Source organism: Paenibacillus helianthi, from assembly GCF_001909055.1.
Taxonomy (GTDB): domain Bacteria; phylum Bacillota; class Bacilli; order Paenibacillales; family Paenibacillaceae; genus Paenibacillus_AQ; species Paenibacillus_AQ helianthi.
In genome coordinates, this window is sequence record NZ_LVWI01000002.1 from 1 (window position 1) to 17,348 (window position 17,348).

Below are 17,348 nucleotides of genomic sequence, written 5' to 3' on the forward strand. Positions count from 1 at the left end.
TGGACTTCCGTCAAGAAAGTGGACATAAAAAAATAGATTTATGCGGTCTTTTTCTTTTGAACTTCGCTGCAAATTGGACAGGGGAAAGATAACCCAGTGCACTGTGGATTCGCTTGCGGTTATAAAAAAACTCAATATACTGGAACATCTCATCCTGCGCTTGCTGTTTTGTTTTGAATTTGGTGCAATAGACAAACTCTTTCTTTAGGATGCTATGAAAGGATTCGATACAGGCATTGTCATAGCAATTCCCCTTGCGGCTCATGCTCGCCTTCATATGGTATTTGTTCAGGCGTTTACGGTAATCGGCAGAGGCGTACTGCGATCCCCGATCGGAGTGGTGAATGAGTCCCTTTGGGGGCCGCTTGGCTTTGTAGGCATTATCCAGTGCGCCTAGTACCAGATCGGTCGTCATTCGCTCTTCCAGTCTCCAGCCGACGATTTCTCTCGTGCAGAGGTCGAGCACACTGGCTAGGTACAGTCTACCTTGCCGGCAGGGAATGTAGGTAATGTCTGTGACCCAGACTTTGTTGGGTTCGGCTGTCGCAAATTTTTGATTCAGCAGGTTGGGGGCAATGGGGAAATCGTGATTGGAATCCGTCGTCTTGACACGAAACCGTTTGGCTACACACGAACGTAATCCGAGCTCTCGCATGTATTTCCCTACCGTCCGCTCGCTCAGGGCGTACCCTTCTTTTCGCAGAAGGTCGGTGATTTTGGGGCTGCCATAACGTCTCTTGCTATCCTCAAAATGATAGGTGATTCGCCGGAGCAGTAACGCCTTACGCTCCGCTTGCGGACTCGAGGTAGCGCTTTGCCATTTGTAATACCCGCTCCGGGACACTTCAAGAACACTGCACATCTTCTCCATTCGAAACTCGGAGCGATGATCTTCGATGAACTGAAATCTCAGTTCTTTGGTTTGCTGAAGATGTGCACGGCTTTTTTTACGATGGCAAGCTCCTCTTCAACGTCTGCAATTCGCTGCGCCCTTGCCAGTAATTCTTTTTCTTGTTCCAGCAGTCGCTGCTCGAGTTCACGAACCTTTTCCGCACTGTTTACAGGTTCATTGCCGAACTCCCGATACTTCGCCAGCCAGTTGTGCAGCACGCCAGGGGAGATGCCCAGCTCCTCACCAATCTCTACCACCGTCTTCGTCTGTTCCTGGATATACTTGACGGTTTCTTTCTTAAACTTTTCATTGTACCGTTGCCGTTGTTCACCCATGTGAACACCTCCTCGTTAAGTTCATTATTCATGCTCTCTTAACGGGTGTCCACTTTTTATTCTACTTGCATAAGAAGAGTACTCATTGCCAGCTCCATCCGGTTAAAAAAAGAGCCTCTCTTTTTTTAAATAAAATGTTTACGTGTGCACTATTACAATACCTTATAAAGGAGATTATTGAACACTTATGACACAGCGTTTATCCAGAACCACTCAGCCCGGCCTGCCGCAATATCCGGAACGGATGATCCAATTTGGGGAAGGGAATTTCATGCGTGCTTTTGTTGACTGGCAGCTGCAGCAGATGAACCGGCAAGACCTGTTTAACGGAAGCGCGGCCGTTGTTGTGCCTATCGGCCAGGGACTCGGCGGACTGATGGCCGAGCAGGATCATCTTTACACGGTGCTGTTGAACGGCATCATGCAGCAGCAGCCTGTCAATTCGCGCGAGATTATTACCAGCGTCAGCCGGGTGATCAATCCCTACAGCGATTATGAGACTTATCTGGCTCTGGCCGAGAATGACGAACTGGAGTTCATCACCTCCAATACGACAGAGGCAGGCATCGCCTATCACCCCGGAGACAAGCTGGAGGATGCGCCGCCTGCAAGCTTCCCTGCCAAGCTGACCGCCCTACTGCACAGACGGTTTGAGCTGGGCAAAAAAGGCTTCGTGATCATCCCCTGCGAGCTGATTGACCGCAATGGCGAGAAGCTGGAGGAAATTGTGCGGCAGTACGCTAATGAGTGGAATCTGGGTGAAGCCTTCCTGCAGTGGCTCAGTGATGAGAACACCTTCTGCTGCAGTCTGGTTGACCGGATCGTTCCGGGATATCCGCGTGACAAGGCCGCTGAACTGGAAAGCGAACTGGGCTACCTCGACAAGCTGATGGTAACCGCAGAGCCGTTTCTATTCTGGGTCATTGAAGGCCCGTCCTGGCTGTCTGAACGGCTGCCCCTGGCCAAAGCCGGGCTGAACGTAGTCGTTACAGATGACATGACCCACTACCGTGAGCGGAAGGTTCATCTGTTGAACGGCCCGCATACGGCCATGGTTCCCCTAGCCATGATGGCAGGGCTCGAAACGGTGGAGGATGTGATGAACGATGAAACATTCTACCGCTATGTGCGCGAGCTTTTGGATGAAGAGCTCATTCCGATGCTGGATCTTCCCGAGGAGGAGCTGCTCTCTTACGCAGACGCTGTGCTTGAGCGGTTCAAAAACCCGTTCATCCGCCATGAGCTGGCCTCGATTTCCCTGAACAGCATCTCCAAATTCAAAACCCGCCTCCTCCCTGTGCTCCTCAGGTATCAGCAGGAACGCGGCCAGCTGCCGCCGCTGATTACGCTGGCCTTCGCCGCACTGCTGCTTAGTTACCGGGGAGACCGCGTGAAGCGTCAGGACAGTGCTGAAGTGCTGGCGGTCTTCGATCAGGCGTGGAGCAATCCCTCCACATTCGCTGCAGCGATCCTGAAGGAAGATAGCCTGTGGGGTCAAGATCTGACCAAGGTGCCGGGTCTTACGGAAGCGGTTAACACCCAGTTGCGCCAGCTTCAAAGCTCCGACACCCGTGCGGCGCTGCAGCAATTGGTAGGTTCGGAAGCCTAATCATCATTGCCCATAAGGAGGGACAGCATGAAACAATTAATGAAAATGAATCCCCGCGATACGGTAGCTGTTGCGCTGCGCCCGATTGCTTCTGGTGAAGAGATCTCTTTGGAAGGACTCACTCTGGAGGCTGCCCAGGATATCCCGCAGGGCCACAAAATCGCATTAACCGACTTTGCCGTGAACGACGTTATTACTAAATACGGATACCCCATCGGGCATGCGGTCGAAGCGATCCGGGCAGGTGACTGGATCCATACGCATAACATCAAGACCAATCTGGCAGGAGAAGAAGAATATGAATATCTTCCCGAGCTTCATCCGGTCATTTATCCGCAACGTGATTTGACCTTTCAGGGCTACCGCCGCGCAAGCGGCAAGGTGGGTATCCGCAACGATCTGTTCATCATTCCCACGGTCGGCTGTGTGAACGGCATTGCCGAGCAGATGCTGCAGGAATTCAAGGCAGAACACCCGGATCTGGGCGGCTTCGATAACTTTACCGTACTCAAGCATCCTTACGGCTGCTCGCAGCTTGGCGATGACCACCGCATGACCCGGAGCATTCTGCTGGATGCCGTGAATCATCCGAACGCCGGCGGCGTGCTGGTCTTCGGTCTCGGGTGCGAGAATAATATCGTCTCTGAGTTCCGCAGCATGCTGGGTGACTATGACGAGAGCCGGGTCAAATTCCTCGTTGCCCAAGAGGTAGGCAACGAGGTAGAGGCAGGTCTCACTCTGCTCGAAGAGCTATACGAGGCAGCGAGAAATGATGCCCGCGAGCCGGTTCCGCTCAGCGAGCTGAACGTCGGACTGAAATGCGGCGGCTCCGACGGATTCTCCGGCATTACCGCCAATCCGCTGCTGGGTGCTTTCTCGGATTTCATTATCTCCCAGGGCGGAACCTCTGTGCTGACAGAGGTCCCTGAAATGTTCGGTGCCGAGAAAATGCTGATGGCACGTGCGGAGAGCCGTGAGGTCTATGAAGATATCGTCTCTCTGATAAATAATTTCAAGCAGTATTTTCTCTCCTATGGGGAACCGGTCTATGAGAATCCCTCTCCCGGCAACAAGGCTGGCGGGATCAGCACGCTGGAAGACAAATCACTAGGCTGCACCCAGAAGGCTGGCAGCTCGCCCGTTGTGGATGTGCTGGATTATGGCGTGAAGCTGCGCCGCAAAGGCTTAAGTCTCCTGCAGGCCCCGGGCAATGATCTGGTGGCGGCCTCCGCCCTTGCCGCATCGGACTGCCAGCTCGTGCTCTTTACAACCGGCCGGGGAACACCGTTCGGCAGCTTTGTGCCAACGGTCAAGGTGGCGACTAACAATGATCTTTTTGCCAAAAAAGGCCACTGGATGGACTTCAATGCCGGACCGCTGCTGGAACGCCCGATGGCCGATGTGCTGGAGGAATTCATCGCCTACATCATCGATGTAGCGAGCGGACAAAAAACGCGCAACGAGCAGAATGAAGTGCGCGAGCTGGCGATTTTCAAAACCGGAGTTACGCTCTAATCCTTATCTAATCCAAGTAAAGGGAGAATCACGATGTTTTTAAATGACGATTTTCTGCTGACCAGCGAAACGGCGCGCAAGCTTTTCCATGATCATGCCAAAACCATGCCGATTATCGATTATCACTGCCATCTCGACCCGAAGGAAATCTATGAAGACAAGGCATTCCATAACCTGACGGAAGCCTGGCTGGCCGGAGATCATTACAAATGGCGGCTTATGCGGGCCAACGGGGTTCCTGAATCCCATATTACCGGTGATGCTTCCGATTATGACAAATTCCTGGCCTGGGCCCGTACGCTTCCAAAGGCAATCGGCAACCCGCTATACAGCTGGACCCACCTGGAATTGCGCCGATTCTTCGGAATTCATGAACTGTTGAACGAAGCTTCCGCTCCTGCCATCTGGGAGGAAGTGAACCGCAAGCTGGCTGAACCGGCCTATACCCGGCGAAGCCTGATCCGGAATTCGAATGTCAAAATCATCTGCACCACAGATGACCCGGCAGATTCGCTGGAATATCACCGGCTGCTTAAGGAGTCGGAGCATGACTTTCAGGTCTTCCCGACTTTCCGTCCCGACAAAGCGCTGAATATCGACGCCGAAGGATTCCCGGCTTGGCTGGCCCGGCTGGAGGAAGCAGCAGGAGTACCTGTAGCCAATTATGAATCGTTGGTCGAAGTCTTGCGGAGCCGTGTGGAATTTTTCCACGCGAACGGCTGTCGGCTGTCTGACCATGCACTCGACGTGCTGCGTTATCAGGCGGCTGGTGATGCCTCACAGGTGGAGCGGATTTTTGCCAAAAGGCTGGAAGGTACGATGTTGACACCGGAAGAGATCACTGTCTATCGGACAGAGCTGCTGTCGGCGCTGATCGGAATGTATCATGATCACAATTGGACCATGCAGCTGCACCTGCACGCCTTCCGCAATAATAATACGCCGATGTTCCAGCGCCTTGGGCCGGATACGGGTTACGATGGAATTAACGATCTGTCTTTGGCTGAGGCACTCTCGCAGTTGCTGGACCGGGCCGAATGCGGTAAGGGATTGCCGAAGACCATCCTCTATTCGCTGAACCCGGGAGACTATCCTGCCCTGCTGGCTCTGATGGGCTGCTATCAAAAGGATACCGCAGGCAAGCTTCAGCTTGGCTCCGGCTGGTGGTACAACGATACCCGCGACGGCATGCGCCGCCAATTGACCTTACTGGCTGATAACAGCCTCTTAGGTAATTTCGTCGGCATGCTGACCGACTCCCGCAGCTTTCTATCCTACACGCGCCACGAGTATTTCCGCCGCGTACTCTGCGAGCTGCTGGGTGAACTGGCAGAGCGTGGTGAAGCACCGGACGATCAGACACTGCTGGGACAGCTGGTGGAAGGAATATCCTACAGTAATGCCGCAGGATACTTCGGCTTCGAAGCCCGCAGCGCTGTACACTCTTGAACCGGGAAAGGAAGCCAATTATGCCTACACTGTACATTGCCGGTGACTCTACCGCCGCTCAGAAAGGCGGGGGAGAGAAGCCGATGACAGGCTGGGGTGAATTCTTTCAGGAGCATTTTGGCCCTGAGATTACCGTAGACAACCGGGCGGTTAACGGGCGCAGTACCCGCTCTTATCTGGCAGAAGGCCGGCTTGAAGATATCGCCAAGAATTTCCGGTCCGGCGACTACCTGCTGATCCAGTTCGGACACAATGACCAGAAGGTAGAGGACCCTGCCCGTTATACCGATCCCGCTACAGAGTACCGCCGAAATCTGCTCACGTTCATTGATTTCGCCCGCAACTGCGGCGGATATCCTGTTCTGCTGACTTCGGTCAGCCGCCGCCGGTTTACTTCAGGCGGCGAGCCTGACCCGCTCGCTATCGGGCCGTACCCGGAAGCGGTACGCGAGGTCGCGGCACAGACCGGTACGCCGCTGCTCGATATTTTTGCTTCATCCCAGCAGCTATATCGCGCGCTGGGAGAAGAAGGCTCGCGGCAGCTGTTCATGCATCTGCCCGCGAACGATCATCCCAACTATCCGGTGGGCATCACGGATGATACACACTTCTCCAAGGAAGGCGCTGCCCGCGTGGCTGACCTGGTCGCCGGGGCGATCCGGCAGTCTGCAGAGCTGACTGCCTTGAGTGTATATTTGCGGCGGTCAGGGCTTAGAGCAGCAGAGGTCGTCTCCAAGCCGTAAGTCTTGCCGCTGACCGGGAAATGAATGGATCTGATCGCATGGAACCATAGGCCATAAGCCGCAAGCAGACCCGCTTGCGGCTTATAGTGCTTTAATATAGATTCTATTTATTAATAAACAGGAGGGACTATCATGACTGCACCGCTTCACCTGGGGATACGCGCCCATGATTTTGGCCAGAACCCTCTGACGGAGCTAACCGCCAAGCTCTGCCGGTACCATTTCACACACATTCAGTTCGCTGTACATAAGTCTTTTCCGGAGAGTGTCCCCGCGATATCCAGTTTAAGTCCCGGTACCGCTGCCCATTTCGGTGATGCCTTCCGGCAGGCCGGTATCCGTATTGCCGTACTCGGCTGCTATGTGAATATCGTTGATTCTGATCCCGCCCAAAGAACATTGGCTCTGGATGCATTTCGTACCCACCTCCGTTTGGCCCGGGATTTCGGTGCCAGCCTGGTAGGTACGGAAACAGGCAGTGTGGGCAAAGGATACACAACCGCTAATTTTACGGAGGAAGCTTTCCAGCAGGCAGTCATTTCCGTGCAGGCTATGGTAGCAGAAGCCGAACGCTTCGGCGTAACGGTAGGTATTGAAGCAGGGATTCATCACCCGATCTATACTGCACAGCTGGCGCGGCGTCTGCTCACACAGGTTCCCTCCAATAATCTGCAGATCATTCTCGATTGTGCCAATCTGATGACCGTGGACAATTACCAGCAGCAGGATTCCGTGATTGCGGAAGCTTTGGAGCTGCTCGGCGACCGTATTGCCGTCATACACCTGAAGGATTTCACCATCAGAGACGGTCAGGTCTTGATTGTTCCTGTTGGCCAAGGCCTGCTGAACTTTGCTCCACTGCTCCATTACATGAAATATAAGCGGCCGCATATCCAAGGCATTCTGGAGAGTACGTCCGAAAAGTATGTGCAGGAGAGCGCAGATTTTCTGCGGAAGCTGTATGATGAAGTCTAACCGGAGAATCTGACGATAAAAGTACTGATCTCATACGGCTTCATTTCATGGGTAACCGTCTGGCCAACGTTAGCTTCGCCGAGCGGCCGCTCCATCAAGTCGCATTCCTGCCAGGAATGAAGCGGATAATCACTGCTAAGCGTTACGGTGCTGCGGGTGCCTGTATACTCATGCAGGCGGACGATGAAGCCATCGCCATTCTCCGCCATTTTGACGGCATCGACGGCAATGCCGGCGGTGTCTGTCTTAATCAGCGATTTGCCGGCCCCGGTAGAATAACCGCCCTTAACCACATACAGCGGATTGTTCAGTGACCAGGCCTCCTGCACTGTGGTTGCCGCTGCCCAGTCCCCCTTATGCGGCAGCAGAGCATACGTGAAGCGGTGCTCCCCCTGATCCGCCTGCCAGTCGGGCTCGGTTGCCGACTTAATCAGCGACAGCCGCATCACATGATCCTTGATGTCGTAGCCGTATTTGCAGTCGTTCAGCAAGCTGACTCCATAACCCCGCTCCGACAGATCAGCCCACTGATGGCCCACACTTTCAAAACGTGCATAATCCCAGCTTGTATTCCAGTGTGTAGGCCGCTTTACGTTGCCGAACTGAATATCGTAGGTGGCTTCCGTAGCCCGCACCGCAACCGGAAAAGCAGTCTTCAGCAGCTGATGCTGCTCATGCCAGTCAACCCAGGTCTCGAAATCTATCCGTGCGCTTCTGCTGTACACTTTAACCCTCTGGATGATGGTGGAGTCCATATATTTCCAGGTAAATTCCAGCACCGCGGCAATCAAGCCGCATTCTATCCGTTCAACGGAGCGGAGGTCTGTGATTACGCGCATTTTCTCCTGATAAAATAGGTCAATATCCCAGGCATCGAACATCTTTGGCTTATCCTCAAAGACCTGAAGCACATTGCCGTTCTCACCTGGAGCCAGCACCTCCCGCTGTTCCCGCCGGTCATAGATCCGGCTCAGCTGCCCGGCTTCGTTCCACTCCAACACATAAAACGGCGTTGTAAGCCGCAAATCCTCCCATTCGAACGGAACCGGACGGTCTGGCATTAAGGCTGGGCCTTCCGGAGCGCCAATCTTTCCTCCAGCAGTATCAGCAGTATCAGCAGAATCTGTTGCATACGGCAGTTGAGCGGGGTCTGCTACGGACCGGGAAGTGATAACCGTACTGCCCAGCATCGGAACGGACGGAACCTCCACCAGCCATTCATCCCCTGCACGCTGGGAAGTTAGCTTTTGGCCGTCCGCAGTGCTCCACTCCAAATCCCCTGCCGCTGCTTCATAAGGAATAGCTGCCAGCTCAGTCCGCTCGAAGAAGGCTCCATTAAATACCGTGTACTGCACTGCCTGCCGTGAATCGGATAACCCGGTCAGCCCTTCTGCCGCAGCATCAGCCGCCGCGCGGCCAATCCGCTCCGCTTCTGCATATTCCAGCCGGGAGTCCTCGTACACCTCATGGATGGAGGAGCCGGGAATAATATCGTGGAACTGATTGCGAAGGATGGTATGCCAGCCTTCCAGCAGCGGCTTCGCAGGATAGCTGCCGAAGCCACCCTTTTCGGTAGCAAGCAGCACCTGCAGCCACTCCGCTTCGCGGTACAGCAGCTCCAGCTTCCGGTTCATCCGTTTGTTGTAGGCCTGGCTCGTATACGTTCCCCGGTGATATTCCAGGTACAGCTCCCCGTCCCAGGTATGAACATACTGGTCGGTACTGCGGACCGTTTCATTCAGGCGCTCAAAATACTCATCTGCCCGGCCCGTCTGGACTGCGGGAATCCCCGGCATTTTATCAAGCCGACGGCGCATTTCAAGCATTTCCCGGTTAACCCCCCCGCCCCCATCGCCGTATCCATAAGAGAGTAGCAATTCGCGGTTGAGATTCTTGTCCCGGTACTGATCCCAGATCCCCTGAACGGAAAAAGGTTCAATCAGCCCGTTATAAGTGTAATACCAGGCGCCAGAGTTTGGCCCTTCAGGTGTGGTAATGAAATGAGTGAGCACTTCACTGCCGTCAATGCCTCTCCAGTGAAACGTATCATGGGGCATCCGGTTATATTGGCTCCAGCTGATTTTGGTGGTCATGAATGTATCAATTCCCGATTTCCGCAAAATCTGCGGCAGCGCCCAGCTATAGCCAAAGACATCCGGCAGCCACAAATATTTGCAGTCCACACCAAATTCCTCCCGGAAAAACTTCGTCCCGTACAGAATCTGACGCACCAGTGACTCCCCGCTGGTCAGGTTGCAATCCGCCTCCAGCCACATTGCGCCACCGGCTTCCCAGCGCTCTTCTTCAACCCGCTTGCGGATTTCTGCATAGATCTCCGGGTAATCCTCCTTGATGTAGGCATATAGCTGAGGCTGGGTCTGCAAAAATATATATTCCGGGTACTCTTTCATCAGCCGGAGTACGGTGGAGAAGGAACGTGCCGCCTTTTCCCGGGTATGGGTCAGCCGCCACAACCACGCCACATCGATATGGGTGTGGCCGATTGCGGTTACGGTTACAGGATGCTTATGCTCAATCAGTGCCAGCTGCTCCAGAAGAAGGGACTCCGCCTCCTGGACGGAAATGTAAAAGTCTACGCTGCCCGGTTTGGACCAATCCAGCTTGTGGAATGCCCGGTTAAGCACCATCAGCAGTTCCTGCTTCTCCGGCTGATTATCCGCAAGCTGCTTGTATGTGGAGAGGGCCGCGCGGCCGGTATAATACAAATTATCAGCTGCCTCATCCAGCCAAGCCAGCTCTGCGCGCACGATCCGGTGCTCCTGGGGAACCGGACGTCCTCCGCCTTCCAGTCCCGACCATAAGCGGAAAGTGAAGTCCAGCGTCTGCCCTGCGGCATTCTTCTCCAGAAAGACCTCCTGGTGGTTGGAATCCACGCCCTGATAAGGCTTGCCGTCAATATATAGCAGCGACTCGAAGCCGCTATTGTTGCCCCCTCCGGTCCGGCCGAAGTCAAAAATTCCGACCACACGTTTCCCCTTCCACCCGGCAGGCACTTCCACGGTCCGCTGGAGCCAGATGTACACATCCCGTCCGGTCCAGTAATCCCCGTGCTGAAGCTTGCTGTCTCCTTCGAGCTGCGGAGGGTACATCCCATTCGCCCCATCCTTATCCTCCACCGCCAGCCAATCATTCAGCTTGGCAATCTCACGGTAACGGTATCCTTCCAGCTCCCGCAGCCGGGCAGCCAGCTTCTCCTCAGTCCAAAACATTTGCCCATCCTCCTCTTATAACACGTGTTATATTTAATGGAAACGGCTGCGCCGCCCTTATTATCGGGCAGCTAACCGTTTACGCGCTTTCGCCTGCCCTTAACACCGCTGGCAGCCATATCTTTCCGGCCTTCTCTGGGGCAGCTCCGGCTTCAATAAGCTTGAGCACCCGGCGGACCGCTTCTTGCCCCATGCCTACGTAGGGGATTTCCACACAGCTTAAGGCCGGCAGGCTCAGACGGTGGCCCTGGATTGTGTTGTCTGCCGCCATCACCCGCAGCTCTTCACCGATGTGCAGACCCAGCTTACTTGCTGCCCGGTACAAATCAGGAATTCCGCTGGACCAATTCACCAGCAGCGGCGGCATTGGCTTCCCGATCTCCGACAGCTTCAGGAGCCATTCCTCCCAATCCACCCGCCCTTTCAGCTCGGGAAGCCGGAACCAAAAAGGGCTCATGCCCCGTTCGCCACACCAGCTTGTATAGGCTTCCCTGCGGGTCCGCTCCGCCCAGCTGCGGACGCCGTTATGATACACCTCAGCATACACCGGAGCCAGCAGCTGCGGGGTTCCCGGCCGCAGTAAATACTCCAGAGCCAGTTCCACACTGCCCTTGTAATCGGCCAGTACAGAGCATACCCCTTCCGCCTCGGCATAGCCTTCCACGGAAACATACGGAACACCCGCCTCGCTGACCTTGGCGGCCCATTCCTCATCGTGATAGCTGGTATCATCCAGCGTCACGATGCCATCGATCTTCCGCTGGCGGTAGAGATCCACCAGCTCATCTCTCGCTTCGCCGTCCGGCCGGTGGCCCGGCGAGCAGAGCAGAATGTGATAGCCATGCGCCTCACATTCCTGCTGCATGCCCTCCAGCAGCCGCATGAACAGCGGATGCCTTGTGTCGCCGAACGCAGCCAGACTCATGCTGCGGCCCGTCTTCATACTCCGTGCCTGGGCGTCCACATGGTAATTCAATTCGCGGATTGCCGCGAGCACATTCTCGCGGGTCTCCATGCTTACGCCGATGCCCGGCGTATCATTCAGTACCGCAGAGACTACGCTGCGGGATACTCCGGCCAGCTTCGCAACATCGTAGCTGGTCACTCTTTTTTTGCCCATATCAGCACCTCGGCAAGAGTATAACACGTGTTATATTCATTGTATACCCTCATTATGGAAAAGGACTGAACGGGTATTCATCCAACACCGGCAGACAATCGGAATGCAGCAAAAAGGGACAGCAACAGTCTTTTACGGCTTCTGCTATCCCCTATTCTAAATATTAGTCCCGTTCATTATTTCACTCTGGGGGCTGCAAGCAAGCTCTCCACAATATAATCGAGCTGGGCATTGAGCGAATAAATATCACTGTAGTAGGAAAGTCCAAAATCAATCTCCAGCAGCCGGCCTTCTTTGACCGCAGGAATGCTGTTCCAGATCGGGTCCTGGGTCAGATCTGCCATCCCTTTATAGGAAGACCGGAAGATATAGTCCCCGCTGTATTTCGCGAGCACTTCAAAGGACACGGGTTCGCCGTCTCCACCGGTGGCGGAATCGATCTTTTGCTGAACCATTTCCGGCGCCTTCATTCCCAGGTATTCATAGATCACCTGCGAGCCGCGGCCGAACTGTTTGCGTGTGACCACGGCCATGCTGCGGTCATTGCCGCCTTCCATAATCGAAATGGTATGGTCAAGAATGCCGGCTTCCTGAAGCTTTTGCTTGCTTTCCTCTACGTTGGCGTGGAACCCTTCGAACAGCTTCTTGCCCTCTTCCTCTTTACCAAGCACTTGTCCAATAAAGGAGACCCGTTCTTCAGCGGTCATCGTCTCAAAAGGTACCACCACGGTTGGAGCAATGTCATGAAGCGCTTCATAAGTATCCTCCGATGGAACGATAATCAGATCAGGATTCAGCGAGAGAATGACTTCAGGGCTTGCTTCGAACCAGCTTCCCAGCTTCTGCACATCCTTCAGCTCCGCCTCAAATGCGGCTCCTTCGTACACGTCGGATACGCCTATGGGTTTCACGCCCAGTGCCAGCACATCGCCCAGCAGATAGAGCACGACTACACGCTGCGGATTCGCCGGGACCTCAATATCTCCTTTTACCGTAGAAATTGTGCGGGTCTGCGCATCAGCAGGGCTTTCCGTGGCGGCAGTAGCGCCTGCTGATGCGGATGGAGAAGTAACCGGAGCATGGGTGCCGGAAGGGGATAAACTTCCTGTTCCTGAAGAGCAGGCACTTAATACTAGGGTGAAGCATAACAACAGGGTTAGTAAAAGAGAGGGTTTCGTATTTCTGAACATGGATAATGCTCCTTCGTTAAATTGATAATGATTATCATAATCAATATAACGAAGGAAAACATCATCGGCAATGTCATATCTGGCAACTACGGATGACATTTCCGGCCAACGCTCCGTATTCTGGAGTGAATTTTTGTATTTTACAGGTGAGGCTCCATAAAATTTCTTGAACATCCGCCCAAAATAGTATCCATCCGGATACCCCACAGCGATTGCAATATCATGCAGGCTGGCTTCTGTGTTCAACAGCAAATCCAGCGCTTTTTCCATGCGGATGCGAATTAAGTATTGTGCTGGACTGGTCTGAAGGCGGATTCTGTACAGTCTGGACAACGTTCTGCGGCTGCTGCCTAAGGATTCAGCCAGGTTTTCCAGTGTGATGGGCTCACTATAGTGATTCTGCATATAACGGATGGCTTGATCCAGCGGATCTGGTCTCAGCGGCTCAAGGTTCTGGGCGTGCAGCTGCCAGAGCAGCTCGTGTGCCCATTGATAGAACAGGGCTTTGACCTGTAAGTGCTCAAGCGCTCCGCCTTTTTGCCACTCCTTATGCATGGTGTTTAGCTTATCGAATAGTGGCAGTGGATTGCCTGGAACGAAGGTGTACTGGTGATTAAAGGGATTGCTGCGCTCCAAAAGTGGAAGCAGATTTTTGCGATCAGGAAGTATTGGGACAGATTTATATAGAACTAAGTAGTACTCCAACGCCTCCGCTATCCGCAATATCTCTATCACCATGCCCTTGCCGCCATGAATGATTGTTGCGCTCTGGAATTCATAGATATAATCGTCTACAAGCACCTTGCCACTGCCGCGGATGACATATAGAAAAGCGCTGGCCGGCAGCTTGTACCTCACATCCTTAGCGCTGCCGCTGAAGGAACTGCGGCGGATATCTATAATTTCTATGAACGAGTGATTCCACAGTAAAATGTGGTCCTTCAGATTCATGGCCCTCTATCAACTCCCATTCTTTCATACCGTGATTATAGATGATAATCGTTCTCATTTGCAATAAAATGCTGTGACTTCTCCGGCCCATTCCGCAAAGGATTCTCCTTTGTCCATAGCGAAAAATACCAATCCTACGTCCCATTCGGCCATTCCTACTTGTTATGCATACCTCATCATGGGTACAATTAATTATTAGTACGTGTCATTCATACAAAGGATAGGTGAAACAAATGCAGAATTTCGGATTCGCAAGAGTCGCTGCCGCTTCCCCTGAATTGCGGGTTGCCGACTGCGAGTTTAATGCAGCGCAAATTATAGATGTCATCCGGCAGGCGGATGAGAATCAGGTCGAATATCTGGTGCTGCCGGAGCTGTCTATCACCGGCTATACCTGTGCGGATTTATTCCTGCAGCCGATGCTCCAGCAGGCTGCGCTTACAGCACTGCAGAAGATCACCGCAGCTACTGAGGGGCGCAATCTGATCGTCATTGCCGGTCTGCCTATTTCTATAAAAAGCAGATTGTTCAACTGTGCTGCCGTGCTGCAACAAGGAAAAATCCTGGGACTTGTCGTGAAGACCTGCATCCCAGGCTACAGTGAATTCTATGAGCCCCGCTGGTTTGCCGGGGCTGAGGAACTCGAGGTCTCCGAGCTGCGGGTTGGTGCAGCGGTTGTTCCCATCGGCAACGATCTGATCTTCACCTGTGAAGGCAGCGGCGGGCTATCCTTCGGTGTGGAAATCTGCGAGGATCTCTGGGTTCCGGTTCCTCCGAGCAGCCTGCTCGCCCAGGCCGGAGCCACGCTGTTGTTCAACCCTTCAGCCAGCAATGAGCTGGTAGGCAAAGCCGACTACCGCCGCCAGCTGGTCACCAGCCAGTCCGCCTCCTGCGTCGCAGGCTACGTCTACGCCGGCTGCAATACCGGCGAATCGACTACGGATGTCGTATTCGGCGGCCACTCGCTGATCGCCGAGAACGGGCAGATGCTCGCTGAATCCGAGCGTTTTACCCATGAGAGCCGGATCATCATTGCCGATATCGACGTGCCGAGAATCCAGTATTCCCGTACGGTGATGGGAACCTTCCGTGCCGGCAAGGGCGGACGCAATTACCGCGAGGTTTTCTATGCCGCTCCGGGCGTCCATCATGCAGGACGAAAGCTGGTCCGCAGCATCGCCGTGAATCCCTTTGTGCCCGGCAATCCGCAGCAGCGGGACGACCGCTGCCGGGAGATTCTCTCGATCCAGACCTCCGGCCTGATGAAGCGCATCCGCCACATCGGCACCAAGCAGGCGGTGATCGGCATCTCCGGTGGCCTGGACTCCACGCTGGCGCTGCTCGTCGCCGTTCGGGCAATGGAGCTGCTCGGCCGTCCGGCCAGCGATGTACTGGCTGTTACGATGCCAGGCTTCGGCACGACGAACCGCACCTATGATAATGCAGTCGGCCTTATTAAGGCGCTCGGAGCTTCGCTCAAAGTAGTGGACATCAAAGACGCCTGCCTGCAGCACTTCGAGGATATCGGCCATGACAAGGATGTTCACGACCTGACCTATGAGAATGTTCAGGCCCGGGAACGCACCCAGATCCTGATGGATCTGGCCAACAAGAACGGCGGCATTGTGATCGGCACTGGGGATTTGTCAGAGCTTGCCCTCGGATGGTGCACCTATAACGGAGATCATATGTCCATGTACGGCGTTAATTCAGGCATTCCGAAGACGCTCATTCAATATGTCGTCGCCTGGTATGCGGATCACGAGGCGGACGAAACCGTGAACAAGCTGCTCTACGACATCATCGACACGGGAATCAGCCCTGAGCTTCTGCCGCCATCCGCTACAGGAGAGATTGTCCAGCTCACGGAGAATATTCTCGGGCCTTATGTAGTGCATGATTTCTTCCTGTATTACATGCTGCGGACCGGCGCTTCTCCCGCCAAAATGTTCTATCTAGCCCAGCATGCTTTTGGCGATACCTATCCCAAGGAGCAGCTGTTGAGCTGGCTCCGGGTATTCATCACCCGCTTTTTCACCCAGCAGTTCAAGCGCTCCTGCCTCCCGGACGGACCGAAGGTGGGAACGGTCAGCCTCTCACCGCGCGGCGACTGGCGCATGCCAAGCGATGCTTCTGCCGCTCTATGGCTGCGTGAAGTGGAAGAACTCTAGGCGGCAGCCGCTTAACCGCAGCCATTCAGCCATTCAACAATTGAACAATTCAACAATTCATTGCATACAACCGGCAACGGCTGCGCCGTCCTATAAGGACAGCGCAGCCGTTTTAGTGTAAAATACATTTTTTATGCCGCCAGGGGACCAAGGTTGTCAGCTAATCTTAAGTTGCCTGGACTATAAGGCGAACCCAAGTGGAAAAAGTAAACCTAATCCCAGCCAGCCATCTTCCAAACGACCGCAAGTGGGAAAAAGTAAACCTAATCTGGCCGATTTGCTCCAAAACTGGTCATTCCGTATAAAATAAGTGTACAAAATCCCACTAACGCCGCGTCAGGACGGTTTTCAGCAGATTTAGTGGCACAAATTCCACTTCGCTTACGGTCACCAGCACTTAGCTTTCGGTAACCAGCTCTTAGCTTTCAGTGGCAGCCGTCCCAGCACCTCAGTGATCTCCCCTGCAAAAACACTCTGCAGAGTTCATTCTTTTCATCCCAACTTTTCATCCGCTGATGCATAGTCATAGACGTTATTCAGTACAAGCACCTGGTCGCTGCCGAGGGGGGTATGGACCGTTACCGTCTGACCGGGTTCTGCCAAGAGCAGCCCTCTCCCCATCGGGGACCAGAGTGAAATACAGTACTCATCCAGATCGGATTCACCGGGGATAACAATGCGATACGCATCCTTCAGCGTTTCCGGACCAATTTTTAGAGAAACCCAGGAGCCGATTAGCACTGCAGAACGCCTAAGCTCGTCACCCGTCCCAGTCAATATGCCCTGTACACGCTCTTGATACGTCTGAATCAATCCACGGATCTCCGCCCTGTCCGCAGGTGATTCCAATGCTACCCGATCCAGGATGCCAAAGGTATTCTCATCCAAATATACTAGCTGCCGCACCAGTTCCTCACGCAGTGAATCCGTAACCAGACTATGGCTCATAGTAGATTTCACCCGCTCTCTTCATCAGTTCCTGCTCAAAAATTTGTACTTGCCCTCTCATTTCCATCAATCCTTCCACATAGTAAAATAGATCCCTCAGTGGGGATCTATCTATTAGGATAACATCTTTTGTCAGAAAGACAATGCCCGGCTGGCCGCAATGCTCACCGCTCCATGGGTCACTGGTTATTAACTCTGTTCCGCCATGCATACACCTTAC

General features: G+C 53.9%; 12 protein-coding genes. 6 read left to right on the forward strand and 6 right to left on the reverse strand.

Going from position 1 to position 17,348, the window contains the following annotated elements; all coding sequences use genetic code 11:
• Window positions 1-10 precede the first annotated feature (10 nt).
• Window positions 11-913: an IS3 family transposase gene (locus tag A3844_RS02905; protein ID WP_143191989.1), complete on the reverse strand. Its 903-nt coding sequence runs from the start codon at window positions 911-913 to the stop codon at window positions 11-13.
• Window positions 910-1,227: a transposase gene (locus tag A3844_RS33010; protein WP_074106568.1), complete on the reverse strand. Its 318-nt coding sequence runs from the start codon at window positions 1,225-1,227 to the stop codon at window positions 910-912. Before A3844_RS33010 ends, A3844_RS02905 begins: the two co-directional genes overlap by 4 nt.
• A gap of 187 nt (window positions 1,228-1,414) precedes the next feature.
• Between A3844_RS33010 and A3844_RS02915 the strand changes: the two genes are divergently transcribed.
• The 5 genes from A3844_RS02915 (at window position 1,415) to A3844_RS02935 (ending at window position 7,518) form a co-directional block, all read left to right on the forward strand.
• On the forward strand, window positions 1,415-2,836 hold the full coding sequence (locus tag A3844_RS02915) for a tagaturonate reductase (RefSeq protein ID WP_074106569.1): 1,422 nt from the start codon (window positions 1,415-1,417) through the stop codon (window positions 2,834-2,836).
• Between the two features lie 27 nt (window positions 2,837-2,863).
• Window positions 2,864-4,351 carry a UxaA family hydrolase gene (locus tag A3844_RS02920; protein ID WP_074106570.1) on the forward strand — a complete coding sequence of 496 codons (1,488 nt, stop codon included), beginning with the start codon at window positions 2,864-2,866 and terminating at the stop codon, window positions 4,349-4,351.
• 33 nt (window positions 4,352-4,384) lie between these two features.
• Window positions 4,385-5,800: a glucuronate isomerase gene (gene uxaC, locus A3844_RS02925; protein ID WP_074106571.1), complete on the forward strand. Its 1,416-nt coding sequence runs from the start codon at window positions 4,385-4,387 to the stop codon at window positions 5,798-5,800.
• Between the two features lie 20 nt (window positions 5,801-5,820).
• On the forward strand, window positions 5,821-6,543 hold the full coding sequence (locus A3844_RS02930; RefSeq protein WP_074106572.1) for a rhamnogalacturonan acetylesterase: 723 nt from the start codon (window positions 5,821-5,823) through the stop codon (window positions 6,541-6,543).
• A 132-nt stretch (window positions 6,544-6,675) separates the two neighbouring features.
• Window positions 6,676-7,518, forward strand: coding sequence for a sugar phosphate isomerase/epimerase family protein (locus A3844_RS02935; protein ID WP_074106573.1), 843 nt, complete (start codon window positions 6,676-6,678; stop codon window positions 7,516-7,518).
• Here A3844_RS02935 and A3844_RS02940 read toward each other — a convergent pair.
• From A3844_RS02940 to A3844_RS02950, 3 genes are all read right to left on the reverse strand, one after another.
• On the reverse strand, window positions 7,515-10,748 hold the full coding sequence (locus A3844_RS02940) for an alpha-mannosidase (RefSeq protein ID WP_074106574.1): 3,234 nt from the start codon (window positions 10,746-10,748) through the stop codon (window positions 7,515-7,517). The two genes, A3844_RS02935 and A3844_RS02940, sit on opposite strands and share 4 nt — an antisense overlap.
• A 79-nt stretch (window positions 10,749-10,827) precedes the next feature.
• The gene (locus A3844_RS02945; protein ID WP_074106575.1) at window positions 10,828-11,868 is read right to left on the reverse strand and encodes a LacI family DNA-binding transcriptional regulator; all 1,041 of its coding nucleotides are present in this window, start codon (window positions 11,866-11,868) and stop codon (window positions 10,828-10,830) included.
• A 176-nt stretch (window positions 11,869-12,044) separates the two neighbouring features.
• Window positions 12,045-14,009: an AraC family transcriptional regulator gene (locus A3844_RS02950; protein WP_074106576.1), complete on the reverse strand. Its 1,965-nt coding sequence runs from the start codon at window positions 14,007-14,009 to the stop codon at window positions 12,045-12,047.
• 233 nt (window positions 14,010-14,242) lie between these two features.
• On the opposite strand from A3844_RS02950, the gene A3844_RS02955 reads away from it, so the two are divergent.
• On the forward strand, window positions 14,243-16,180 hold the full coding sequence (locus A3844_RS02955) for an NAD(+) synthase (RefSeq protein ID WP_074106577.1): 1,938 nt from the start codon (window positions 14,243-14,245) through the stop codon (window positions 16,178-16,180).
• Between the two features lie 492 nt (window positions 16,181-16,672).
• Here A3844_RS02955 and A3844_RS02960 read toward each other — a convergent pair whose 3' ends face one another.
• Window positions 16,673-17,128, reverse strand: coding sequence for a GreA/GreB family elongation factor (locus A3844_RS02960; protein ID WP_074085424.1), 456 nt, complete (start codon window positions 17,126-17,128; stop codon window positions 16,673-16,675).
• Window positions 17,129-17,348: the final 220 nt, after the last annotated feature.

What these genes read in the sequence shown, in the direction of transcription:
- A3844_RS02955 (WP_074106577.1), top strand. Translation starts at nt 14,243, where the DNA reads ATGCAGAATTTCGGATTCGCAAGAGTCGCTGCCGCTTCCCCTGAATTG.
- A3844_RS02915 (WP_074106569.1), top strand. Translation starts at nt 1,415, where the DNA reads ATGACACAGCGTTTATCCAGAACCACTCAGCCCGGCCTGCCGCAATAT.
- A3844_RS02960 (WP_074085424.1), bottom strand. Translation starts at nt 17,128, where the DNA reads ATGAGCCATAGTCTGGTTACGGATTCACTGCGTGAGGAACTGGTGCGG.
- A3844_RS02950 (WP_074106576.1), bottom strand. Translation starts at nt 14,009, where the DNA reads ATGAATCTGAAGGACCACATTTTACTGTGGAATCACTCGTTCATAGAA.
- A3844_RS02920 (WP_074106570.1), top strand. Translation starts at nt 2,864, where the DNA reads ATGAAACAATTAATGAAAATGAATCCCCGCGATACGGTAGCTGTTGCG.
- A3844_RS02940 (WP_074106574.1), bottom strand. Translation starts at nt 10,748, where the DNA reads ATGTTTTGGACTGAGGAGAAGCTGGCTGCCCGGCTGCGGGAGCTGGAA.
- A3844_RS02945 (WP_074106575.1), bottom strand. Translation starts at nt 11,868, where the DNA reads ATGGGCAAAAAAAGAGTGACCAGCTACGATGTTGCGAAGCTGGCCGGA.
- A3844_RS02930 (WP_074106572.1), top strand. Translation starts at nt 5,821, where the DNA reads ATGCCTACACTGTACATTGCCGGTGACTCTACCGCCGCTCAGAAAGGC.
- A3844_RS02935 (WP_074106573.1), top strand. Translation starts at nt 6,676, where the DNA reads ATGACTGCACCGCTTCACCTGGGGATACGCGCCCATGATTTTGGCCAG.
- uxaC (WP_074106571.1), top strand. Translation starts at nt 4,385, where the DNA reads ATGTTTTTAAATGACGATTTTCTGCTGACCAGCGAAACGGCGCGCAAG.
- A3844_RS33010 (WP_074106568.1), bottom strand. Translation starts at nt 1,227, where the DNA reads ATGGGTGAACAACGGCAACGGTACAATGAAAAGTTTAAGAAAGAAACC.